The organism is Glycomyces lechevalierae, assembly GCF_027622945.1.
Taxonomy (GTDB): domain Bacteria; phylum Actinomycetota; class Actinomycetes; order Mycobacteriales; family Micromonosporaceae; genus Glycomyces; species Glycomyces rutgersensis.
In genome coordinates this window covers 83,051-104,119 of sequence record NZ_JAPZVQ010000020.1, presented here as the reverse complement: position 1 = coordinate 104,119, position 21,069 = coordinate 83,051, and the positions used below count along the sequence as shown (strand labels likewise).

At 71.5% G+C, this 21,069-nt stretch carries 19 protein-coding genes and 2 pseudogenes; 9 read left to right on the top strand and 12 right to left on the bottom strand.

Annotation, left to right across the window (positions count from 1 at the left end; all coding sequences use genetic code 11):
• Positions 1 to 37: 37 nt before the first annotated feature.
• The 4 genes from O2L01_RS23220 to O2L01_RS23205 form a co-directional block, all read right to left on the bottom strand.
• Positions 38 to 3,355, bottom strand: a complete 3,318-nt coding sequence (locus tag O2L01_RS23220; RefSeq protein ID WP_270124427.1) for a DUF4132 domain-containing protein — start codon at positions 3,353 to 3,355, stop codon at positions 38 to 40.
• A gap of 100 nt (positions 3,356 to 3,455) precedes the next feature.
• The gene (locus O2L01_RS23215) at positions 3,456 to 4,058 is read right to left on the bottom strand and encodes a TetR/AcrR family transcriptional regulator (RefSeq protein WP_270124426.1); all 603 of its coding nucleotides are present in this window, start codon (positions 4,056 to 4,058) and stop codon (positions 3,456 to 3,458) included.
• 134 nt (positions 4,059 to 4,192) lie between these two features.
• Positions 4,193 to 5,062, bottom strand: a complete 870-nt coding sequence (locus O2L01_RS23210) for an alpha/beta fold hydrolase (RefSeq protein ID WP_270124425.1) — start codon at positions 5,060 to 5,062, stop codon at positions 4,193 to 4,195.
• A gap of 38 nt (positions 5,063 to 5,100) precedes the next feature.
• On the bottom strand, positions 5,101 to 6,096 hold the full coding sequence (locus tag O2L01_RS23205; RefSeq protein ID WP_270124424.1) for an NADP-dependent oxidoreductase: 996 nt from the start codon (positions 6,094 to 6,096) through the stop codon (positions 5,101 to 5,103).
• A gap of 178 nt (positions 6,097 to 6,274) precedes the next feature.
• On the opposite strand from O2L01_RS23205, the gene O2L01_RS23200 reads away from it, so the two are divergent.
• Positions 6,275 to 6,775 carry a SigE family RNA polymerase sigma factor gene (locus tag O2L01_RS23200; RefSeq protein ID WP_270124423.1) on the top strand — a complete coding sequence of 167 codons (501 nt, stop codon included), beginning with the start codon at positions 6,275 to 6,277 and terminating at the stop codon, positions 6,773 to 6,775.
• The gene (locus O2L01_RS23195; RefSeq protein ID WP_270124422.1) at positions 6,775 to 8,133 is read left to right on the top strand and encodes a hypothetical protein; all 1,359 of its coding nucleotides are present in this window, start codon (positions 6,775 to 6,777) and stop codon (positions 8,131 to 8,133) included. Before O2L01_RS23200 ends, O2L01_RS23195 begins: the two co-directional genes overlap by 1 nt.
• 54 nt (positions 8,134 to 8,187) lie before the next feature.
• Here the strand turns inward: O2L01_RS23195 and O2L01_RS23190 are convergent, their stop codons facing one another.
• The 4 genes from O2L01_RS23190 to O2L01_RS23175 all read right to left on the bottom strand — a co-directional run bounded on the left by O2L01_RS23190 (position 8,188) and on the right by O2L01_RS23175 (position 11,128).
• Positions 8,188 to 8,619: a GNAT family N-acetyltransferase gene (locus O2L01_RS23190; RefSeq protein ID WP_270124421.1), complete on the bottom strand. Its 432-nt coding sequence runs from the start codon at positions 8,617 to 8,619 to the stop codon at positions 8,188 to 8,190.
• A 267-nt stretch (positions 8,620 to 8,886) separates the two neighbouring features.
• Positions 8,887 to 9,699, bottom strand: a complete 813-nt coding sequence (locus tag O2L01_RS23185; protein WP_270124420.1) for a class I SAM-dependent methyltransferase — start codon at positions 9,697 to 9,699, stop codon at positions 8,887 to 8,889.
• Between the two features lie 9 nt (positions 9,700 to 9,708).
• Positions 9,709 to 10,179: a GbsR/MarR family transcriptional regulator gene (locus O2L01_RS23180; RefSeq protein ID WP_270124419.1), complete on the bottom strand. Its 471-nt coding sequence runs from the start codon at positions 10,177 to 10,179 to the stop codon at positions 9,709 to 9,711.
• Positions 10,172 to 11,128 (bottom strand): alpha/beta hydrolase, encoded by a 957-nt coding sequence (locus O2L01_RS23175; RefSeq protein ID WP_270124418.1) that lies wholly within the window; start codon positions 11,126 to 11,128, stop codon positions 10,172 to 10,174. The genes O2L01_RS23180 and O2L01_RS23175 overlap by 8 nt, the downstream gene beginning before the upstream one ends.
• Before the next feature lie 316 nt (positions 11,129 to 11,444).
• Here O2L01_RS23175 and O2L01_RS23170 point away from each other — a divergent pair, with 316 nt between their 5' ends.
• From O2L01_RS23170 to O2L01_RS23155, 5 genes and pseudogenes are all read left to right on the top strand, one after another.
• Entirely contained in the window at positions 11,445 to 12,629 is a 1,185-nt protein-coding gene (locus O2L01_RS23170) for an NAD(P)/FAD-dependent oxidoreductase (protein WP_270124417.1), read from the top strand.
• Complete coding sequence (gene sigJ / locus O2L01_RS23165; protein WP_270124416.1) at positions 12,626 to 13,543, top strand: RNA polymerase sigma factor SigJ; 918 nt, start codon at positions 12,626 to 12,628, stop codon at positions 13,541 to 13,543. Before O2L01_RS23170 ends, sigJ begins: the two co-directional genes overlap by 4 nt.
• Before the next feature lie 32 nt (positions 13,544 to 13,575).
• Positions 13,576 to 13,680: pseudogene (locus tag O2L01_RS23160) on the top strand (FAD-dependent monooxygenase); the annotation flags it as partial.
• Between the two features lie 67 nt (positions 13,681 to 13,747).
• A pseudogene (locus O2L01_RS25815) lies at positions 13,748 to 13,918 on the top strand (aromatic-ring hydroxylase C-terminal domain-containing protein); the annotation flags it as partial.
• A gap of 129 nt (positions 13,919 to 14,047) precedes the next feature.
• Entirely contained in the window at positions 14,048 to 14,713 is a 666-nt protein-coding gene (locus O2L01_RS23155; protein ID WP_270124414.1) for a GAP family protein, read from the top strand.
• 12 nt (positions 14,714 to 14,725) lie between these two features.
• On the opposite strand, the gene O2L01_RS23150 is transcribed toward O2L01_RS23155, so the two are convergent.
• Complete coding sequence (locus O2L01_RS23150; RefSeq protein WP_270124413.1) at positions 14,726 to 15,064, bottom strand: hypothetical protein; 339 nt, start codon at positions 15,062 to 15,064, stop codon at positions 14,726 to 14,728.
• Positions 15,065 to 15,110: 46 nt separating this feature from the next.
• The gene (locus O2L01_RS23145) at positions 15,111 to 15,506 is read right to left on the bottom strand and encodes a hypothetical protein (protein WP_270124412.1); all 396 of its coding nucleotides are present in this window, start codon (positions 15,504 to 15,506) and stop codon (positions 15,111 to 15,113) included.
• 252 nt (positions 15,507 to 15,758) lie between these two features.
• Between O2L01_RS23145 and O2L01_RS23140 the strand changes: the two genes are divergently transcribed.
• Both O2L01_RS23140 and O2L01_RS23135 read left to right on the top strand, forming a co-directional pair.
• On the top strand, positions 15,759 to 18,596 hold the full coding sequence (locus O2L01_RS23140; RefSeq protein WP_270124411.1) for a BTAD domain-containing putative transcriptional regulator: 2,838 nt from the start codon (positions 15,759 to 15,761) through the stop codon (positions 18,594 to 18,596).
• An 81-nt stretch (positions 18,597 to 18,677) separates the two neighbouring features.
• A complete protein-coding gene (locus O2L01_RS23135) occupies positions 18,678 to 19,064 on the top strand; it encodes a hypothetical protein (RefSeq protein ID WP_270124410.1) in 387 nt (128 codons plus the stop codon).
• On the opposite strand, the gene O2L01_RS23130 is transcribed toward O2L01_RS23135, so the two are convergent.
• Together O2L01_RS23130 and O2L01_RS23125 are read right to left on the bottom strand one after the other, a co-directional pair.
• On the bottom strand, positions 19,045 to 19,698 hold the full coding sequence (locus tag O2L01_RS23130; protein WP_270124408.1) for a response regulator transcription factor: 654 nt from the start codon (positions 19,696 to 19,698) through the stop codon (positions 19,045 to 19,047). The genes O2L01_RS23135 and O2L01_RS23130 overlap by 20 nt on opposite strands.
• A complete protein-coding gene (locus O2L01_RS23125; RefSeq protein WP_270124407.1) occupies positions 19,683 to 20,978 on the bottom strand; it encodes a sensor histidine kinase in 1,296 nt (431 codons plus the stop codon). The genes O2L01_RS23130 and O2L01_RS23125 overlap by 16 nt, the downstream gene beginning before the upstream one ends.
• Positions 20,979 to 21,069 lie beyond the last annotated feature (91 nt).

The following is a 21,069-nucleotide window of genomic DNA, read 5'->3' as shown; positions in this document are numbered from 1 at the left end:
CCGGGGGGGGGGGGCCCCCCCCCCCCCCCCCCGGAACTCAGGCGTCGGTGAGGCGGGCGAGTTTCGCCAGGATCTCCGAGGCGGTGACCGGGTCGAGGCCGCCCAGGCCCGCGGTCGACCGCTCGTCGAACCACCATTGCGGCTCGCCCGTGGAGATCACGACACTGTGGACGGTCTGCAGTTCGGACTCCTTGGCGTTCCCGGCCCAGATCCCGGGCCGCAGCGCCGCGGCGACGACGAGGCCGTTCGCGAGTCGGCAGGAGACGCCCGGTTCGACGCCGGCGTCCTCGGGCTTCGCGCGTTCCCATCCCTGGCTCGTCGCGCCGAGGATCCGCAGGGCCTCGACCTCGGCGCCTTCGAAGCGGGCGAGGCGGCCGGTCCGCAGCTCCTCGGCGCTGAAGGCCAGCACGGGCCGCTCGAGCTGGTCGAACGGCTGCAGGATCTCGTAGTCGGCGAACAGCCGGATCCAGTCGGCGGCCTTGTCGCCCATGAGGACCGGGTGGTCGAGCCGGATCACGGCGTCCTCCGGCAGCGCGACCGCCTCGTCGTTCGCGTCGGCGTACGTCTGGTCCTCGGCGATCCGGAAGCCCGTGTGCGCGCCGCCCTCGCTGAACGCCCACACGAGCCTCCGGGCCAGGTGGCGGTTGAGCGGGTGGCCGACGAAGTACCGCTCGAACTCGGCCTTGGTCCAGGTGCGGGCCGCGACCATGGCCGCCTCGAGGCGGCGGACCTGCTCCGCGGCCACCGTGCGCAGCTCCTGCTTCAGCGCGGTGAAACGCTGATAGGCCGCGTTCGCCTGCTCGGGGTCGTCCTTCACCCCCGGCCTCGGAAGCGCCTTGAGCGGCTTGCCGTGCTGGTCGACGACGCCCGGCACCAGCCGCTCGTCGAGGACCACGGTGAAGCGGCGGGGACCGTAGTCGAGCATGAGCGAGTCCCGGTCGCCGAGTCCGAGATCGGAGACGAGCCGGTCGGCGAGCTGCTCCCGGCTGAGCCCGAGGCGTTCGGCCAGTGCGGTGATCTGGCGCCCGGCTTCCGCCTTGAGCGCCTTGAACTTCGTGCGCTCGGCGAGCTGCTGGAGCCCGCGCACGGCGTCCTCGGTGCCGATCTCGGCGAGCACTGCCACGCCCGTGGCGGCCCGCTTGTGCTGGTTCTCGTCCGCCCATCGGCGGATCCGGTCGGCGAGCCGCGCCACGGTCCCGGCGTCCGCGAAGTGGGCGAGCTGGCGCAGCGCCCAACTGTCCTTCGAGGGCGATCCCGCCTCGAGCCACAGCTCGAACAGCGCGAGGCTGAAGCGGGTGAGCGATGCGCGGTCGCAGGCCGCGGCCGCCACGTCGAGCCCCGGATAGCGGTAGTCGGGCGAGGTCAGCGCGAGCACGGTGACCAGGTGCGCGACCGAGTCGGCGGGCAGCGCGAGCTCGCGGCCCGCGAGGAGGACCTGCGGCAGCGCGGACGGCAGGGCCCACTTGCCGGGCTTGACGACTTTGACGCTCGGGGTCAGCGGGTCGTCGCTGAGCTGCGTGCCGATGCCTTGGGCGGCTTCGGTTCCGAACGGTTGGGCGGCGGCGGTGACGGCCGCCTTGCCGTGCCGCACGGCCAAGTGGTCGAGCGCGGCCTCGGCGTGCCGGCGGCGGTCCTTGTCGTCGCCGAGCGCGTCGGGCACCAGGTAGGGGACGGCGGCGAGGCCGTGCCGGTCGAGCCAGCGCAGCGCGTGCGGCCGGGCCTGCTTGACCCGCACGAGGCGTTCGGCGGTGATCCGCGCGGCTTCAAGGCCGAGAACGGGACCGGGGAGTTCCGGGCACACATCGTCCAAACGGGACTGTGCGAGCACCCGGTCGATGACGCGTTCGCCGAACCGGGCGAGGATGCGCTGCAGGTCCGCCGGATCGAAGTGCCGCTCGTCGCCGTCCCACTGCTCCAATCGGGGCTCGGCGAGCGCGAGGTCCCCGTGCGCCAGGAACCGGGTCAGGCGCCAGTTGTAGGCGTCGAGATCGGGCAGGGTGCCGAAGTTCTCGAGCCAGAACTCGTTGTGGCGGGTGGGGTCCGGGATCGCGTTCCAGGCCTCCCGTTCGCCTTCGGCCCACACGAGGCGCGTCTCGGCGGGAGCCTCGAGGCCGGGGACGGTGACGGCCTTGGGGCGCTTGCGGGTCCACGGCGGGGTCACGAGCAGGGGCGGCAGGTCCCCAGGGGCGGCCTCGGGGACGAACCCGGTGGTCGCGAACAGGTCGTCGAGGGCGGCCCGACCGGTCGCGTCGAGGTGGACGCGGAGCGCGGCGTCGGGGAGGGCCGCGATCGCGACGAGGTCGGCGCGGTCTTCGGCGGACAGCGCGGGCGCGAGGCGGGCCGCGACGCGCAGGGTCCGCAGCGGGAAGGCCGCGGCGGCCTTGGCGGCGAAGCCGATCGCGGACGGCTCCTTGAGGTTCGAGAGGAGGTACGCCATCGCCTCGTCGCTGGGGAGCAGCGAGATCGCCTCCAACTGGTTCGCACGGAAGCGGACGTGGAAGGCGCCGGTGCGGGTCAGCGCGGTGAGGACCGGGAGGGCGTCCGCGCCCATGACGGCGACCAGGTTCACCAGGGCGTCGTACCCCAGGAAGTGCTCTTCGGCCTCGAGGAGGCCCGTTTCCGCGACCTGCTCGGCGCTGCTCATCGCGAGCCACACCATGTCGTCGCAGTAGCAGCGTTCGCGGGCCTTCATGTAGTCCGCGCAGCCTTCGCGCACCCATTCGCGCTCGTCCGGGAACAGGAGCATGGCGGCGATGCGGGCCGCCGCGGTGGTGCGGAGTGCTCCGACCGCCGCGACGGCTGCTGCATATACCTCGTCATCGGCTTGCGCCAGAAGGGAGCGGATCATGGCGATGCCGTCGTAGTCGAGTTCGCGGTCGAGCACTTCGAGGTCCTCGGCGGGGCTTTCGACGAGGATGCGCTCCGCGATCGGCGGCCGGTCCACGTACCTCTCGGTCTGCTCCTGGACGGCGAGGAACGCCGCCGCCGCCGCGACGGCGAACGTCGCGCCGTGCTCGGCGATCCAGGCGTCGAGCGTGGGCCGCAGCCACGGCTTCCCGTACAACTGCTCCGGTTCGACGAGGAGCGCCGCCACGGCGGCTGCGCCGCGCGGATCGGCGGCCCCGTCGAGGTACGCCTTCCCCGCGGCCGCCCAGGGGGCGTTTCCGGCGAGCGACAGTGCGGCCCTGAGGTCGTCGGCCTTGTCAGCGCGTCGGCTGGCGACCTCCGCAACGGCCTTCGGGGCGGCGGGTTTGACCGTCCCCTTGAACGGCATGCCGCGCCTCGGCAGCACCCGGTTCTTCCAGGACGTCGGGAGTTTGAGCTTGTCCTCTTGGGGCGCAACGGCTTTGGTCATCATCGTCCTTCGTGCGGCCGGGAATGTCGTCGCCGAGGATAGAGAGCCGGTGCGACATTCCCGTTCTGTAATGCATTGCGCACTATGCGATGACTCGCCGTCAACGGGGGAGCAGAAGCCGGACCTGGTCGCCGATCTCCTGGATCAGGGCGTCCACCGGGCTGCCGGCGTTCGCCGGCGACGCCATGGTGATGAACATGATCGAGGAGACCACGTGGGCGAGCGCGGGCGCGGTGCCGGGCTCGGTCCGCAGGTCGCGGGCGATGACGGCGGCGATCGCCTCCTCGGTCTGGAGCGCGAGGCCCAGGGCGACCTGGCGGTGCGGCTCCTCGGGGTCGCCGAACACCATCTCCCGCAGGTAGGTCCGGCCGTTCTCGACCTGCTTGCGGTTGCACTCCACGACCGGGCGGACGATCGCCAGGACCCCCGCCAGGGTGTCGGCGGCGGACTCGGCCGCGGCCCTGCCCTGCTCGAGCGCGTCGGCGTACGACGCGTTCTGCGCGAGCAGCAGCAGGTCGCCCTTGGTCTTGGCGTAGAGGAACAGCGTGCCGGCGCCGATGTCGGCCTTCTCGGCCACCTGCTGCGTGGTGACCTCGTCGACGCCGTGCTCGGCGAACAGTTCACGGGCGGCGGCGGTGATGCGCTCGAGTTTCTCCTGCTTGTTCCGCTCACGCCGTCCGACGCGCTGGGGAGCGGCGCTCATGACGTCTCCTTCGAAGGTCGAATCCGGCCGCGCCCGTCGTCGGGCACGGCCATCCTGTCTGGGCCCGGAGGCGCCTCCGGGCATTCTTCCATGGCGGCCGGGCGCTCCCGCTCACGCGGAAGGCCCCGGCCCCGCTACTCGCCGCCGCCGAGGAACCGCACGGCCGCCGGCGCGAACTCGTCGTGGAACTGGAAGATCCCGCCGTGGCCGGAGCCGGCGTAGACGGCCAGCTCGGAGCCTTTGATGCGGCGGTGGAGGTCCGTCGAGAGGACCGAGGGCACCATGCGGTCGTTGTCGCCGTTGGCGATCAGGGTCGGCTGCGTGAACGCCGACAGGTCGGCGGGCGCGCCGCGCCCCCACCGCTTGATGGCCTTCAACTGCGTCTGCATCGCCCGCAGCTTGATCGGCGCGTCGCGGTCCTCGGTGCGCTCCTCCAGGCGCTTCACGAACGCCTTCCCGGCGGCCCTGCCGGTGGCGTCCCGGTTGAAGAACAGGAACTCCTTCGGGTCGGACCGGGTCAGCGTCGCCCGCGCGATGTCGTAGTACGTGGTGCGGCCGACCTTGTCGATGTCCTTGCCGCCCTTGGGGCCGGTGCCCGTGAGGACCAGCTTGCGGACGAGCTCGGGCCGCTTGACGACGAGCGCCTGGGCGATCATCCCGCCCAGGGAGAACGAGAAGACGTCGATCTTCTCGTGCCCGAGGGCGTCGATGAACGCCAGCGCGTCGTCGGCCATCGCCTCGACGGTGTCCGGCACCGTGCCGGTGGAGGCGCCGACGCCCGGCTGGTCGAAGGTGATCACGTGGCGGTGCCGCGCGATCGGGTCGACGATCCGCGGGTCCCAGTTGTCGAGGGTCGCGGCGAGGTGGACGAAGAAGACGACCGGGATCCCGCCCTCGGGCCCCAGCTCCCGGTAGGCGTACTCGACGCCCCGGGTGCGGACGGTGCGGGTCGGCGCCTGCGCGTACGAGGTCACGACCGGTTCGGTGGAGTGCTGCGTGTTCATGATGTGCTCCTTGGTTCTTCTCAGTAGTGGTGATCGGGTCAGGCGGCGGTGACGACGGCCTTGCCGCGGATGCCGCCCCGTTCGAGGGCGCTCAGCGCCTCGGCGGTCTCGCCGAAGGGCACGGTCTTGCCGACGACGGGTCGGATCGCGCCGCTGTCGACGAGCGCCGTGATCTCGCGGAGCTGGTCGCCGCTGGCGCGCATGAACAGGAACTCGTAGTGGACGCCGAGCCTGCGGGCCTGGCGGCGGACGCCGCTGCTCAGTCCGGCGAAAGCCAGGCGCAGCACCGGGTTCGCGCCGAGCTCGCGGGCGAAGCCCGGGTCCGGGGGACCGGCGATGCCGATGGCCTTGCCTCCCTTGCGGAGCACGCGCAGCGACCGCTCGAGGTTCTTGCCGCCCAGACTGTCCAGCACGAGGTCGTAGCCGGAGAGCAGCTGCTCGAAGTCCTGGCTGCGGTAGTCGATGACGACGTCGGCGCCGAGCCCGCGCACGAAGTCGGCGTTCGCGGCGCTGACCGTGGTCGCGACGGTGGCGCCGAGGTGCTTGGCGAGCTGGATCGCGATCGACCCGACGCCGCCCGCGCCGGCGTGGATGAGGACTTTCTGCCCGGCCCGGAGCCCGCCCCTCTCGACGAGCGCCTGCCAAGCGGTCAGCGCGACCAGCGGCAGCGAGCCGGCGGCCTCGAACCCGATCGACGCGGGCTTCAGCGCGAGGTCGTCCTCGGCCACCGCGATGCGCTCGGCGAACGTGCCGATGCGGTCCTTGTCGGGGCGGCCGTAGACCTCGTCGCCGGGCTTGAACCGGCGCACGTCCGGGCCGACGCGCAGGACGGTCCCGGCGACGTCGTTGCCGAGGACCTGCGGCAGCCGGTAGGGCAGGAACAGCTTGAACTCGCCCGCGCGGATCTTCTCGTCGAGCTGGTTCAGCCCGGCGGCCCGCACCTGCACCAGCACGTCCCGCGCGCCCACCTCGGGCTCGGCGACCTCAGCCAGCTCCAGCGGGGCCTTGTACTCGGTGACGACGAACGCCTTCATGACTCGCTCCCTTCCATGTTTTATGAGTGAATTCAATAATGAGTCTACTCGCAAGAATCCGCAAGCGGATGTGATGCGAGAGCCAGCGGCCGGAAGTTGCGCCGGTCCGGGCCGGATGCAACCTCGCAGCCCGCCCGTTCCGTACTAACGGCGTCGAATCAGCGTCGAAAGGCGATCCATGACCCCCGAATCCGAGCGCGAGTTCCGCGTGTACGTGGAGGCCAACCGCGCCGCCCTGCTCCGCATGGCGTTCCTGACCTGCGGCGACTGGCACCATGCCGAGGACGCCGTGCAGACCGCGCTGGTCAAGCTGTTCGGAGCCTGGGACCGGACCCGGCGGGAGACCGTCGACGCCTACACGCGGCGCATCGTCGCCAACGTCCTGGTCGACCAGACCCGGCGAACCTGGTTCCGCCGCGAGCGGTCGTACGCCTTCCCGCCCGACCAGCGCGAAGCGGCGAGCCCCGGGGACGACCAGGCCGAGGCCGCCGCGATCCTCGCCCGGCTGCCGCTGAAGCAGCGGGCCACGATCGTCCTCCGCTTCTGGGAGGACCAGTCGGTCGAGCAGACCGCCCGGATCCTGCGCTGCAGCACCGGGACCGTCAAGAGCAACACCGCGCGCGGCCTCAAGACGCTGCGCGAACACTACGAAACGTTGAACCCCGCAGGGAGCAAGTGATGAACGAGGACGAGGTGCGGCGCCTGCTCGACAAGGCCGCCTCCGGACCGGTGGACGTCGACCGCGTGGACCCCGACGCGATCGTCCGGCTGGGCCGGCGCGACGTGGCCCGCCGCAGGCAGATCGGCATCGCCGCCGCCGGAGCCGCCGCCGCGGTGCTCGCCTTGGGTGCGGCCGTGGGCATCCCGCTGACCATCGGAGGGAACGGGGAGACGGCCGAGCGCGGCGGCGCCGCGCCGCAGGACCTCCCGACCGTCCCGGCCGACGACGACTTCCTCAACGAGTGGTCCCGCGCCGACCACGGCAACTGCCCTGAGCCGGGCGGGCAGACCGACGAGCAGGAGCGCACGGCGGACGCCTACAACCAGGTGCTGTTCGAGGCGCTGAAGGAGCTCGGCGGCGAGCCGCTGGGGCGCTGCCTCGAAACCCGGCCGGACTACGACGGGGTCTACTACTCCGAGGAGCAGGGCGCCTACATCCTGGACGAGTCCTTCGCGTTCGGCGACGGATCCACTTCGGACTGGGCTTGGGTGCGAGGGGGCTCCTGGGAGGCCGGGGGCGTGAACTACGAATCCCAGATGGAAGAGAAGGAATGCCCCCCCAATCCGAACGTCGAGTGCTCCTGGGAGGACGTCCCGGAGGGGCGGGTCCTGCTCATCGAGGGCTCCCGTACGGACTTCGTGGACGCTGACACCGAGGCGGAGGGCGCGGCCGAGTTCCCGGTGGTGGCGGCGTTCCTGTTCCGCGAGGACGTCGTGGTGACACTGGATCTCTCGCTGCGCTTCGAATCCGACCGGCAGGCCCCGAGCATCGACCAGGTCGTCGACATCATCCGGGCCCTCCCGGCGGGCGAGGAGGCCCCCGAAGTCGAAGTTCGGGCCTGGGACGACGTCGCCGCCGACCTGGCGGCCGCGGCGGAACGCGAGATCCCGGGGATCGAGGTCGACACCGACACGGCCGAGTTCGTCCGTCTCGCACCGGAGGTCGCGACCTACGGCGGGCCGGTCTACGGCACCGACGCGACCCGCATGGTGTTCGTGCTAGCCGAACTCGAGTCGGGCGAGACCGTCCGGCTCTTCCTGCAGGCCGAGCCGGTCGAGGACGCGGGCGGCGATCCGACGGTGGGCGCCGCCTCCTTCGCACAATGTTCCGATGTGGACTGCGAGACCGCTGCGGACGGCCCGGGGGACGCGTCCGTGCACCGGACCATCACGGAGGGCCGCCCCAGCTCGACCTCGCTGGAGTACCGCGTCGGCGACGGCTGGGTGATCGGGGTCGGCGTCGAGGCGGTCGACGGCTCCGAGGCCCCGCCGGTGGACTTCGCGACGCTCGACGCGATCCTCGGCGGCATCCGCTGACCTCCGGCCGGTCCCTCCTGAACTCGGGAGGGACCGGCCGCAGGACTGCACCGCCTAGTCGAGCTCGATCGCGAAGTGGAACGCCATGATGGTCAGCCGCTCCCGCATGTAGAAGCGGTGGGCGTCCCGCCGCTGCGTCCCCGAGTCCAGGTGGAGCGCAGTGCAACCGAGCTCACGGGCCCGCCTCTCGAGGTATCCGAGGAGCGCGCGGCCGACTCCCGTCGACCGCGATGCGGAGGCCGTCACCAGGTCGTCGACGTACAGCATCCGGCGCCGGTTGGTGTTCGCCACCGTGCGCCAGCCCGCCACCCCTACGCACTCGCCCGCTTCCGCATAGGCCGCGGTGAACCGCAGCCCCTGCGGATGTCCCTCGTCGTACACCGCGAGGTAGTCCTCCGCGCTGAGATGCGGCCGCAGTTCGTTGAGGACGGGCAGCAGTTCGGTGGTGAGCCGGGCGTCCCCGGGCTCGATGTCGATGATCTCCATCGGCGAAGTGTACGAAAGCGGTCGGCGCACACGTGAGGTCAGCGGTGGCGGGTGCCGCCGTCGACGTGGATCGTCTCGCCCGTCACCGCTCTCGCGCCGAGGAGCCACAGGGCGGTGTCGGTGACGTCGTCCAGCGTGCCCACCCTGCCCGTACAGGGCGTTCCGGCGCTCGCCGGGGAGCCGGTCCCAGGCGCCCGAGTCGGTGATGCTGCTAGTGCGGGCATTGGGAGGATCGGGTTTGGTGCGCCCGGGGTGTCGCTGGTCGGGTTAGAACCGGTAGCGGAGTATTCGGGTTCCTTGCCGGGACAGTCGGGTGCTCAGGCCCATGGCCCGGGTGAGGGCGCGCAGTGGCTGCGGGAAGTCGGCGACCTCAGCGGCGCGGGTGAGCAGCAGTTCCTCGGCCAAGGCCAACCCGGCCTCCCAGGTCTCGGGTTCGCGCGGGTCGTCGAAGCCTTGAGCCGCGGTGATGCCGATCGTCTTGATGACGGGGTGGTACTTCATCGCCCAGGCCGCGAACCTCGTGTAGCCGTTGAGGACGAGCTCGCCGGCGGCGAAGTGCGCGGTCAGCGCCCGGATGGTCCGCTGGAAGGAATCGCCCGGCATGAACGGCAGCAGGCCTTCGGCCACGATCATCGCCGGGCGCTCAGCGGGAAGCTCGGTGTGCCAACCGGTCTCGGTGAGATCGACGCCGATGTGCGTGGATCGGGACGGCAGCAGCCGCTCGCGGATGGCGACGATCTCGGGGAGGTCGACGTCGTACCAGTCGACGCCGGGCGGCGGGTCGCAGCGGAAGATGCGGGTGTCGAGGCCGCAGCCGAGATCCAACACGACGGCGTTCGGGTGGTCGGTGGTGAAGCTCTTGACGGCTTCGTCGATGCGCTTGGCGCGCAATGCGGTACCGCACACGAGACCGGGCTTGACGTCGAGCTTGGCGAAGTCGTATCCGATACGGTCAGCCAGGTCGGCGGACCGGGTGTCGCCCAGGATGGAGCGGTCCCGCCGACTGTCCAGCGCCCTCGCGTAGAGCGTGAGCAGCAGGGTCTCCTGGATCGGGTCGAGGTCGAGGCGTTCACGTTGCATGGTGGGTCCTCATGGTTCGAGCGGGTGGTCGTCGGCGAGGTCGCGCAGCCAGGTCAGGGATCGCTGCGCGTTGTGGATGCGTTCGGCGCCGGGGCCGTCCTCGCCGGTCAGCGCGAGTCCCTGCTCGGCGATGGCCCCGAACCGGCCGAGGCCGTCGAGCTTGCGCTGGATCACCTTCTGCCAGGCGTCGTCCTCGATGCGGAAGTACGAGGTGCGGTCGCCCGGGACGCGGACCTTGCGGACGAGGCCGATGGTGGTGAGGAAGCGCATGTTCGAGGTCAAGGAGGCGCGGCTGGCCTGGATGGCCTCGGCGATCTGGCCCGCCGAGCGCTCGGGGGGATCGCAGATCATCAGCAGGCCGAGGATGCGCCCGGTGATGGGCGGCAGCCCCCATTCCTCCACACAGAACGCGGCCACGCTCTCCACCCACGCCATGACCTCGTCCCGGTCGGGTGAGTCGGCGCCGGCTCGGCTAGTCATGGGTGTTCCCTTTCGTGATGAAGGCCGCTGACTCCCGCGTGGGCGTCGGTGTGGCAGCGGCCCGCCGTGCCTGACGCAGGTACCGGTCGAACCAGTCCACGGCCAATGACATCGCTTCGTCGAGGCCGGGACCGGTGTAGAGGCCGAGGACGTCGTAGGGCAGCACCTCCAGGCGTTTCGGCTCGCCCGCTTTGGCAAAGGCGCTCTGCGCTTCGTCGAGCGCGTGGTAGGGGTCCCAGCCGCCGTTGGCGATCATGAGCAGCGGTGTGGGCGCGAGGCGGCTGATGAGGTGCTCCGGCGCGAACGTGAGCAGGTGCTCGGTCGAATCGAGGGTCTTCTCGTTGCGGTAGGTGGGGAACAGCGCTTCGGCGAGGTCCGGTGTGTCCTCGACGTTCTCGCCTTCCAGGGCCAGATGCGGCACGCGGGCGCTCTCCTCGCCGTCGAAGCGGCGCTGCCAATCCTCGTCCAGGCGGTCGCGCAACGCCCGGAATCCGGCGCGGCCGAGCATCCGTTCGAGATAGCGCCATCCGTCCCACACGCTCGGGCTCTGCACGACAACGCATGTCGCGCGCCGGTCCAGGACCGCCGCCTGCACGGCGACCGATCCGCCGATGCTCACCCCCCACAGACCGATCCGGTCGGCGTCGACCTCGGGGCGGGTTTGGAGGTAGGAGATCGCGCTGCGGAAGTCCTCCACCTGGCGTTGCGGGTGGTCCTGCCCCCGCGGTTCGCCGCCGCTGGAGCCGACGGTGCGGTAGTCGATGGCCAGGACCGCGAACCCGGCCCGCGCGAAATACGGCGCGAACGCCGCCAGCGCCTCCTTGACCATCACACCGCTGTGCCCCAGGACCAGTCCCGGCACTGGATCCTGCGAATCCGGCAAGTACAGGTCACCGGCGCATCGAGTGCCGAGGCTGTTGAAGTCCACTCGTTCGGTCTGCCAGGTCATGCTCGCCCTCCAAGGACCTCTCAGCGCTACTGATTTCAATCATGACTGAAACAAGTAGCACTGTCAAGCTTCTGTTCGAGCTCGGTCGGAAGGTGCAGGATCCCGTCGCCAGGCGGGGCGGCCATCGCCGCACGGGGCGTCGGCCTGGGTTCCTCGCCCTCGCCGCAGCCATCACCTGCTACAAGAAGCCCGCCAACTGAGACACGCTCCTAGTTGCACAACGGGCGTCGCGCGGACCAGCGCGGCGCCCGTCCCGCTTCCGTGTGACGCGGGTCATCGGGTGTCACACGGCGCCCGGCGGCGGTGTCTTGGGGGCATGATCGCATCAGTGACACCCGAGAAGATCGTCGTGATCGGCGGCGGCTACGCCGGAACGATCGCGGCCAACCGCCTCCTCCAACGCGACGACGTGCACGTCTCGCTCGTCAACCCGCGCCCCGAGTTCGTCGAGCGGATCCGGCTCCACCAGCTCGCGGCCGGCACCGGCGACGCCGTCATCGACTACGGCACCCTGCTCGGCGAAGACGTCGAACTCGTCGTCGACAGCGCCGAACGCATCGACGCCGACGCCCGCACCGTGCATCTCGCCTCGGGCCGCGCCCTCGACTACGACCACCTCGTCTACGCCGTCGGCAGCACCGGCGCGACCCCCGCCTCCGTGCCCGGCGCGGCCGAGTTCGCCTACGACATCGCCGAACTCGAACCCGCGCGGCGCCTCCGCGGCGAACTCCAGGCGCTCCCGCAGACAGCCCCGATCACCGTCGTGGGCGGCGGCCTCACCGGAATCGAGATCGCCGCCGAACTCGCCGAGCAGGGCCGCACGGTCACGGTCGTGTGCGGACGGACCCTCGCGCCCTATCTGAGCGAGCCCGGACGGCGCTACGTCGCCAAGTGGCTCAACAGGAACGGCGTCACCGTGATCGAAGGCGACAACGTCACCGAGGTTCAGGCCGAGGCGGTCGTACTGAACAGCGGCACCGAGCGACCCAGCGCCCTGACGATCTGGACCGCCGGCTTCGCCGTGCCCGGCCTGGCCGCCGCGAGCGGCCTGCGCACCGACGAACTCGGCCGCCTGATCACCGACGAGACGCTGACCAGCCTCGACGACGAGCGGATCGTGGCCGCGGGCGACTGCGCCGCGCCTTCCGGCCGCGCCCTGCGGATGAGCGGATACGCCGCCGGCCCGCTCGGCGCGCTGGCCGCCGACACGGTGCTGGCCCGTATCGCCGGCACTGAACCGCCCGTGATCGACCTGGCGTTCACCGGCGCGTGCGTCAGCCTCGGCCGCCGCGACGGCATTCGCCAGCTCGGCCGCAAGGACGACTCCACGGTGGACTTCTTCATCCGCGGCCGCCTGGGCGCGTTCATCAAAGAGATGACCTGTCGCTTCGTCATCGCCAAACGCATCCGCCTGGAGTCCCGCAAGCCGGGCGCGATGATCTGGATCAAGGGCGGTCCGCGCGCCGTCGCCCCGAAGGAAGCGAGCGCGAGGACCGCATGAGCACCAGCCGAGACACGAGCACCGTCGAGCACGCCGAGCGGTTCACGCTCCTGCGGCCGCTGCTGTTCACGATCGTCTACGAGATCCTGGGCTCGGCCACCGAAGCCGACGACGTGCTCCAGGACGGCTACCTCCGCTGGTCGCAAGTGGACCTTTCGGAGGTGCGGGACACCAAGTCGTACTTGGCGAGACTGGTGACCCGCCAGGCCCTCAACGCTTTGCGGGCCAGGAGCCGCCGCCGCGAGGACTACGTGGGGCCCTGGCTGCCCGAACCGCTCCTGCTCGATGAGCGCGACGCGGCCTCCGATGCCGTTCTCGCCGAATCGGTGTCGATGGCGATGCTCGTCGTCCTCGAGACCCTCACCCCGGACGAGCGCGCGGTGTTCGTGCTGCATGAGGTGTTCGGCTTCGAGCTCCAGGAGATCGCCGCGGCGGTCGGCAAGTCCGCCGCCGCGGTGCGCCAGACCGCGCACCGCGCCCGGCGGCACGTGCAGTCGCGGCGCAAGCGCTTCGCGCCCGTCGACGCCGCCGAGACCGAGCGCATCACCGAGCGGTTCATGGCCGCCACCGCCACGGGCGACCTCGAAGGCCTGCTGGACCTGCTCGCCCCGGACGCGGTCTGGACCGCCGACAGCGGCGGCAAGGCCACCGCCTCGCGCAAGCCCCTCGTCGGCGCCGAGAGGGTCGCCGCGGCCGTCCTCGACATCTTCCACAAGCGACGATTCACCTCCGATCTGCGCATCGCGACCGTCAACTGCAACGGCGCGCCCGCGATCGCCGCGTACGTCGAAGACCGCCTCGAAGGCGTCTTCCTGCTCGTCACCGCCGCCGGGAAGATCACCGACTTCTACGCGATCCGCAACCCCGACAAACTCCACGCGATGGCCGACACCCACCGGATCAGCCGCCGATGAACGACGCCGCCACGCCCCCGAACGGAACCGCCATGAGCCGCACAACGAACGAGACCCAAGTGGTGAATGCCGGCGCCGGGCCCACCGGGCTCATGCTCGCCTGCGAACTGCGCCTCGCCGGAGTCGACGTGCAGGTCACCCCTACCTGCTCGTCATCATGAAGTCTGAAGTGGAACGACGGCTCGCCGCACGCGCCACCGAGACCGGAGCGACCGGATCGACCTCGCCAGGGCCCGGTCGACCGGCGCCGATGTCGACGCCGTCCTGATCCGTCCGGACGGTCACGTCGCCTGGCTCGCCCGCCCCGAGACAGTGCCGGACCTGGACAGGCTTCGGACCGCCCTCGCGACCTGGCTCGGTCCCGTCCTGCCGTAGGCGGATCGGCCGGGACGGAAGGTACTGTGCGGGCGGGCGGCGCGGGGCCGCCGATGGGACGACTCGCGGCGAGCGCGCCGCGGTCCGGGAGGGAACGCGCATGGGCCGCAAGGAACGGAGTGGGACCCGGTGACCGCCGGACTGCTGTGGGGCCTGACGGGCCTGGCGCTGCTCGACTCGGTGAACACCGCCACGATCTGGATCGTCATCGTGATCCTCCTTGGCGCGAGGCGACCTGCGCCGACCGGCTGGATGTTCATGCTCGGAGCGGCGGCGTCGTTCCTGTGCTTCGCCCTTGTGTTCTACTTCGGACTCTCGTTCGCGGACTCGCTGCTCGAAGGATTCACCCTTTGGCTGCGCCGCTTGCTGTTCGCCGGCCTCGCGGTGGCGCTGGTCGTGATGGGAGTGCGGCGGCTCAGGCCGCGCGAGCGCAAGGGCTACGCGCTGCCGCCCTGGGTCAACGGTTGGAGCGCCCTGCCGTTCGGCGTGCTCGCCACCCTCGGCGACCTGCCCAACGCGTTCCCGATGGTCTTGGCGGTCGAACGCCTCATCGCCGCCGAGATCCCCGCCCCGGCGGCGGTGACCGTCCTCGTCGGCTACACCGTGATCTACGCGCTGCCTTCGGCGCTGATCCTCGCGGCCGGTCTCGCGTTCAACGCGGAACTGCGCGACCAGCTCGACTCGATGCTGGGCAGCCGCACGTCCGGGACGGCCCCGCCGAGTCCGAGAACGGCCGCGGCCTGTTTCGCGGGCGCCGCCGCGAGCCTCGCGGTCCTGTTCCTATGGGTCGGCTGACCGCGGGCGTCGTCAGTCGCCGGTGAGCGTGTCGTAGAGGTCGTCGGGGTCGATCTGCGCGCGGTACCTGAACATGAGCGACACCTGGTCGCCGAAGGAGCCGAGCGTGTCGGACGGGTCGATCGCGAACTTCGGCTCGGCCCACTGCTGCGCGATGACGGCCGCGGGCCTGCCGTTCACCTCGAGGAGCCACGTCGCCCGCCCGCTCGCGATGAGCGCCAGGAAGTTGCGCTGCCGCAGATAGGCGACCGCTTCGGCGATCGTGCTCGACTCCGGCAGGTCGATCGTCTCGGCGTGCGGGTTGACATCGTCGCCCATCGCGACGCTCGAACGGTCCACGTTGATGATCATCGCGCCCTCCTCGGTTCGGCACCGATTATCCCGTCCTGCGTCCACTTCAGGGGGCGAAGTCGGCTTCGGGCCGGGGGAGTTCCCCTCGCTGCGCGATCACGTGCATCCACGCCTCCAGGGTGGCGACGAGTTCGCCGAGGTCGCGGGTGGTGTGCGAGGCGCGCTGGTGCTCCCAGTCGGGATCGAGGACGACGACGCGGAAGCCGTGGCCGCCGTACCAGCCGGCGTCGAGGTTGACCTCCCGATCCCGAAGCGTCGTGCGCGCCCAGTACAGGTCCTCGGAGTCGTTGGCCTCCACTCTGCCGTCCGGCAGGCGCCGAGCCGAGAGCTCGTTGTAGACGACGGTCCAGCCGGTCGGCACGCGCAGCGGGAGCAGACCCCAGTCCTCGGAAACTGCTGCGGCCAAAGGGGAGTCGGACGGGAGCCGGAAGAACGGGAACATGCGCCGAGGGTAGCCGCAGGCATCGGCCGCCACTCCAGCACCGAGCCGCCGCCGATCACGCCGCCCGCACCAGGCGACACCCGACGTCACAGACGTGGAACAGCCGAAGGAACGACGCCCTTGTGGACACATCGGGGGAAGCGATCACCGCCCCGATGCGCCATCATTGATGCAAGCGCGGACTCACGGCAAAGCCCGCGCGTCAGCGTTGTGGGGGACAGTGCCCTGGGCGGGCACGGGAGGTGACTCGTCATGGCTGCTATCCCTGCGTCGTCGAGCGTGGCCAGGCCGCGGCTGCTCGCCGAGCTCAACGACGGCTCCGGGCCGGTGCGCCGCGCCGTCATCACCGCCCCGGCCGGATTCGGCAAGTCCACCCTGCTCGCGCAGCACGCCCGCTCGTTCCCGGGCGGCACGGCCTGGCTCGGCCTCAACCCGGCCCACGCCGACCCCGACGAGTTCACCGCGGACCTGCACCGGGCCCTCATGCCGTTCACCGCCGCCCCCGACCCGGCCGAACCCCCGGACCGCCTCTGGAACCGCCTGCGCGCCTTGACCGGAGCGACCCTCCTCGTGCTGGACGACGTGCACTACCTCGACGAGACCGCCGCCGAGCGCGTCCTCGACCGGCTGCTGTGCGAACTGCCCGAGCAGTGCAGCCTCGCCGTCGCCACCCGCCGCCTCCCCGGCGTCAACCTCGCCCGGCACGAACTCACCGACCTGCGGTTCATCGACGCCGACCAGCTCCGCTTCCGCTCCTGGGAGATCGACCTGCTGCTGCGCGAGAACTACCAGGAGCCCCTGCCCGCCGGAGACATCGCCGTCCTGGAGCGCCGCCTCGGCGGCTGGGCCGCCGGACTCCACCTCTTCCACCTGTCCACCAAGGGAAGACCGCTCACCGAGCGCCGCTCGGCCGTCGCGGCCCTCACCGGCCGCGCCTCGCTCGCCCACGCCTACATGAGCCGCATCGTCCTCGCCGAGCTCCCCGCGCCGCTCCTGTCGTTCGTGACCCGCATCAGCGTCTTCGACGTCGCCACCGCCGACCGGTGCGACCGGCTCCTCGGCATCGACGACGCCGCCGCGCACCTCGCCGAACTGCACCGCCGCCAGGTCTTCGTCACCACCCCGGACGGCGGCCACACCTACCGGTTCCACGAGGCCATGCGCTCGCACCTCGCCGCGGTCCTCGCCGACCGCCACGGCGGCGCCGCCGCCCGCCGCCTCCACGCGGCCGCCGCCGAGATCGTCAAAACCGAAGGGGCCCTGGTCGAAGCGGCCCGCAGCTTCGCCCGCGCCGAGGACTGGCCCGCGGTGCGCGAACTCCTCGACCTCCTCGGCCCCCAGATCACCGGCGACGACTTCGACGCCTGGCGCGACCTCCTGCCGTCCTGGCTCGTCGCCGACGACCCCTGGATGGTCCTCGCCGAAGGCCGCAACCGCCTCGGCCGCGGCCGCATCGCCGAAGCCGTCGAGTGCTTCGAACGCTCCCAAGCGCTCTCGCCCGACGAAGCCGGCCGCGCCCACGGCCGCCACGCCGCCTCCGCGGCCCGCGTCTGGCTGCCCGGCCCCGCCCGGCCCGGCGGCGACTGGCGCACCTGGCTCCGCGCCGCCACCCAGGCCCACCCCGCTCTCGTCGCCGCCGCGGCCGAAGACCGCATGCCCGAACCGCACGGCCGCATGGTCGCCCTCCTCGCGCACCTCCTCGCCGGAAACCTCCCCGCCGCCGGAACCCTCCTGCGCGACAGCACACCCGGCGACGCCGGACCCGCCGCCGTCATCGCGCCGCTCGGCGACGCCGTCCTCGCCCTCCTCGAATCCCAAGGCGACCGCGGTCTCCGGGAGCTCTCCCGCGCCATCGCCGCCGCCGAAGCCGAACGCCTGCCGTGGCTCGCGCGCGCCGCCCGCGCCGCCATCGCGCTCAACGGCACCCAGGACGCCGCCAAGACCGCCCTCCGCGTCGCTGAGGAATGCGAACGCGACGGCGACCTCTGGGGAGCGCTCCTCGCCGCCGGATGCTCCTGGCTCGCCCGCCTCGGCAGCGGCGACCCCGACCTCTCCACCCTCGCCGACCTCGCCGACGGCTTCCGCGCCCTCGACGCGGCCGTGCCCGCCGCCTGGGCGCAGGCGATGTACGCCGTCGCGGCCGCCCATGCCGGCATGCCCGGCGTCGAGACCGAGATCGAACGCGCCGCGGACCTGGTGCGCCGCTGCGGCGTCGGCGGCGCCCAGCCCCTCGTCTACGTCGCGGCCGCCGTCGCCGCCGGTCACCCGCCGAACCTGGTCGCCCGCGCCCGCCAAGCCGCCGGCCACTGCGGCTACCCCGTCCACCTCGTCGACTCGTGGCTCGGCGAACCGGCCCCGGCCCTCCGCCCCTCGGCCCCGGAAACCCTCTCCGTCACCTGCTTCGGCGGCTTCCGCCTTGAACGCGACGGCGCCGAAGTCGACCTCTCCGCCGTGAAACCCAAGGTGCGCATGCTCATGCGACTCCTCGCCGTCAACGCCGGCCGCCCCGTCCACCGCGAAGCCATCATCGACGCCCTCTGGCCCCAAGCCACCCCGCGCGCCGCCACCCACGGCCTCCACGTGGCGATGTGCAGCCTGCGCAAGCTCATCGAACCCGATGCCGAACGCGGCGTCTTCCGCTTCCTCACCCGCGAAGGCGACGCCTACCGACTCGCGCTCCCCGCCGACGGCTACTGCGACGTGGTCGCGGTCCGCGAAGCCGCCCGCCTCGCCCGCAGCGCCCCCGACGACGACACCGCCGCCGCGATCCTCCGCCGGGCCTCCGACGCCTACCGCGGCGACCTCCTCCCCGAAGACGGCGCGGCCGAATGGGTCGTCGGCGAACGCGAACGCCTCCGCCTCGCCGCCTCCTCCGCCGCAGCCGACCTCGCCCGCCTCGAACTCCGTCGCGGCGACGTCGGCGAAGCGCTGGCCGCCGCGGGCCGCAGCGTCGGCGTCCACCGCTTCAACGACGCCGCCTGGCGCCTCCTCATCGAAGCCCACGAACGCCACGGCGACCGCGCCGCAGCCGCCGACGCCCTCGCCCGCTACCGAGAGGTACTCGCGGAACTGGGAGTCCACCCCACCTGACCGACTCCGGCCGCACCCTGCTGCCGACCCAATCGAACGGTTCGAGCCGCTCACGGGGCGATCGTCGCTAGGCTCGGCGGCATGACGGACCCGATCTACTATGTCGACCGCTCCGACATCCTCGAAGGCAGCCTCGAAGAGGTGCGCGAGGGCATGCGCGACCTGGCGGCATTCGTCGAGGAGCGCGAGCCGCAGCTGATCGCGTACCACTGCTGCATCGACGAGGCCGAATCCACGATGTCCGTCCTGGCCGTTCACCCTGATTCGGACTCGATGGAACTCCATATGACGCTCGGCGGACCCAAGTTCAAAGCCTTCGCCCCGCTGATCCGCCTGCGCGCCATCGACGTCTACGGCCGCCCGACCACCGCGGTGGTCGAGCGCCTCCACCAGAAGGCCGAGATGCTGGGCGGAGGCACCGTCACCCTCCACACCCTCGAAGCGGGCTTCACTCGTCCGGCTCATTGAGGTAGGCGAGGACGGCGAGGACGCGGCGGTTGTGGGAGTCGTCGTCGGTGATGCCGAGCTTGGCGAACATCGAGGTCGTGTACTTGCTGATCGCGCTGTCGCTCAAGAACAGCCGGGTCGCGATGGCCTGATTGGACAGACCCTGGGCCATGAGGGCGAGCACGTCGTGCTCGCGTTCGCCGAGGGCGGCGAGGCGCCGGTTCGACCGGCCTCCTGACAAGAGCTTGGCGATCACGGCCGGGTCCATGGCGGTGCCGCCGGCGGCGACGCGTTCGAGTGCGTCGAAGAACTGGTCGGCGTCGAACACGCTCTCTTTGAGGAAGTAGCCGACGCCTCCGGCGCCGTCGGAGAGCAGTTCGCGGGCGTAGAGCTGTTCGACGTGCTGGGACAGGATCAGCACGGGCTGGCCGGGGTGTTCGCGGCGGGCCGCCAGCGCCGCGCGCAGTCCTTCGTCGGACTGGGTCGGCGGCATCCGGACGTCGATCACGGCCACGTCCGGCCGGTGCTCCAGCAGCGCGGCGAGGGTCTGCGGCCCGGAGGTCGCGGTCGCGACCACCTCGTGCCCGTACGCCTCGATCAAGCGGACCATGCCCTCGCGCAGCAGGTACAGGTCCTCGGCTACGACGATGCGCACGGCACCACCATAGTGGCGAGGGTCGGCCCGCCGACCGGACTGTGGACCTCCAAGGTGCCGTCGAAGACCGAAAGCCGCCGACGCAGTCCGTCGAGCCCGCCTCCCGCGCGTTCGACGACGCCACCGCGGCCGTCATCGAGGACCCGGACGACGACGTTCCCGTCATCGACGGCGATGCCGACGACCGCCCGATCGGCACGGGCGTGCTTGGCGGCGTTGGCGATGAGCTCGCAGACGCCGAAATACACCGCCGCTTCGATCGGCGCGTCCAACCGTTCGCCGCCTTCGGCTTCGACCAGCGTTTCCAGCGGGCTGTCCAAGGCGAGGGCGCGGACGGCCTCGACGAGGCCGCGCTCGGTGAGGACCGGCGGGCAGATGCCGCGGACCAGCTCGCGCAGCTCCTCAAGGGACGCCGCGGCGCCGGTGCGAGCTTCCCGCATGAGCGCCTTGGCCTTTGCGGGATCGGTCTCCATCATCTTCTCCGCGGTCGCCAGCGCCAGGCCGAGCGAGACGAGCCGCGCCTGCGCGCCGTCGTGCAGGTCGCGCTCGATGCGGCGGATCTCGGCGGCCTGAGCTGCGGTCGCCTCCGTCCGCTGCGCCGTCAGCTCCTCAACCCGTTGCGCCAGATCGGTCTGCGGCGACGAGAGGAACCGGACCGCCAGCGGGATGGCTGCTTTCCATGCGTACGGAGCGGTCACGACCGCGATGGCGAACGCGACGGCTCCGACCGGATGCCAAAGGGGCGACGGCTGCAAGGCCAGGGCGGTACCCAGGCGCGAAAGCGACGGCGGCTGCGCGATCGCGAAGGCGGCGACGATGATCCCTGCGACGGGTACGGCGGCGACCGCTCCGGCGGTGAACGGCGCGATCGCGACGAACCGGACGTCGCGCCAGAACTCCGCGAGGCTCCACCGGCTTCGCTCCCGCTGGTCGGCGAGCGCTTCCTCCCGGCTGCGCTGATAAGAGAACCCGTTCCACCATTGCCCCGTGGACAACTGCACGACCGGCCCGCGCCACCGGTACACGACGGGCACGTCGATGCCGGCCCAGCGAGCGGGGAACGACCTGAACCGCCGGGCCACCGGCCCGACCAGCACCACAGTGCTCACAGACGCGAACCCCAACGGCACCAAGAACTCCGCGTACGTCCGACCGAACCAGAGCCAGGCCATCACCCCCAGCGCCCAGATGGCCGGAACGATGAAACTCGCGGCCGTCACCTCGCCCGCGCGGACGATCCCCGTCCCGACCCTCGCCGCCCATGACACCACTCGCCGCATCGCAGTTCCCTTCCACACCTTGGCCACCGACCACTGCCGGCGCCCTGTCGCGTCAACCGGACAGGACTCGACTGTGCCCCACCGACACGGC

Excerpts from the sequence above, each read along its gene's own strand:
- O2L01_RS23220 (WP_270124427.1), bottom strand. The coding sequence starts at position 3,355 with ATGACCAAAGCCGTTGCGCCCCAAGAGGACAAGCTCAAACTCCCGACG.
- O2L01_RS23215 (WP_270124426.1), bottom strand. The coding sequence starts at position 4,058 with ATGAGCGCCGCTCCCCAGCGCGTCGGACGGCGTGAGCGGAACAAGCAG.
- O2L01_RS23210 (WP_270124425.1), bottom strand. The coding sequence starts at position 5,062 with ATGAACACGCAGCACTCCACCGAACCGGTCGTGACCTCGTACGCGCAG.
- O2L01_RS23205 (WP_270124424.1), bottom strand. The coding sequence starts at position 6,096 with ATGAAGGCGTTCGTCGTCACCGAGTACAAGGCCCCGCTGGAGCTGGCT.
- O2L01_RS23200 (WP_270124423.1), top strand. The coding sequence starts at position 6,275 with ATGACCCCCGAATCCGAGCGCGAGTTCCGCGTGTACGTGGAGGCCAAC.
- O2L01_RS23195 (WP_270124422.1), top strand. The coding sequence starts at position 6,775 with ATGAACGAGGACGAGGTGCGGCGCCTGCTCGACAAGGCCGCCTCCGGA.
- O2L01_RS23190 (WP_270124421.1), bottom strand. The coding sequence starts at position 8,619 with ATGGAGATCATCGACATCGAGCCCGGGGACGCCCGGCTCACCACCGAA.
- O2L01_RS23185 (WP_270124420.1), bottom strand. The coding sequence starts at position 9,699 with ATGCAACGTGAACGCCTCGACCTCGACCCGATCCAGGAGACCCTGCTG.
- O2L01_RS23180 (WP_270124419.1), bottom strand. The coding sequence starts at position 10,179 with ATGACTAGCCGAGCCGGCGCCGACTCACCCGACCGGGACGAGGTCATG.
- O2L01_RS23175 (WP_270124418.1), bottom strand. The coding sequence starts at position 11,128 with ATGACCTGGCAGACCGAACGAGTGGACTTCAACAGCCTCGGCACTCGA.
- O2L01_RS23170 (WP_270124417.1), top strand. The coding sequence starts at position 11,445 with ATGATCGCATCAGTGACACCCGAGAAGATCGTCGTGATCGGCGGCGGC.
- sigJ (WP_270124416.1), top strand. The coding sequence starts at position 12,626 with ATGAGCACCAGCCGAGACACGAGCACCGTCGAGCACGCCGAGCGGTTC.
- O2L01_RS23150 (WP_270124413.1), bottom strand. The coding sequence starts at position 15,064 with ATGATCATCAACGTGGACCGTTCGAGCGTCGCGATGGGCGACGATGTC.
- O2L01_RS23145 (WP_270124412.1), bottom strand. The coding sequence starts at position 15,506 with ATGTTCCCGTTCTTCCGGCTCCCGTCCGACTCCCCTTTGGCCGCAGCA.
- O2L01_RS23140 (WP_270124411.1), top strand. The coding sequence starts at position 15,759 with ATGGCTGCTATCCCTGCGTCGTCGAGCGTGGCCAGGCCGCGGCTGCTC.
- O2L01_RS23135 (WP_270124410.1), top strand. The coding sequence starts at position 18,678 with ATGACGGACCCGATCTACTATGTCGACCGCTCCGACATCCTCGAAGGC.
- O2L01_RS23125 (WP_270124407.1), bottom strand. The coding sequence starts at position 20,978 with ATGCGGCGAGTGGTGTCATGGGCGGCGAGGGTCGGGACGGGGATCGTC.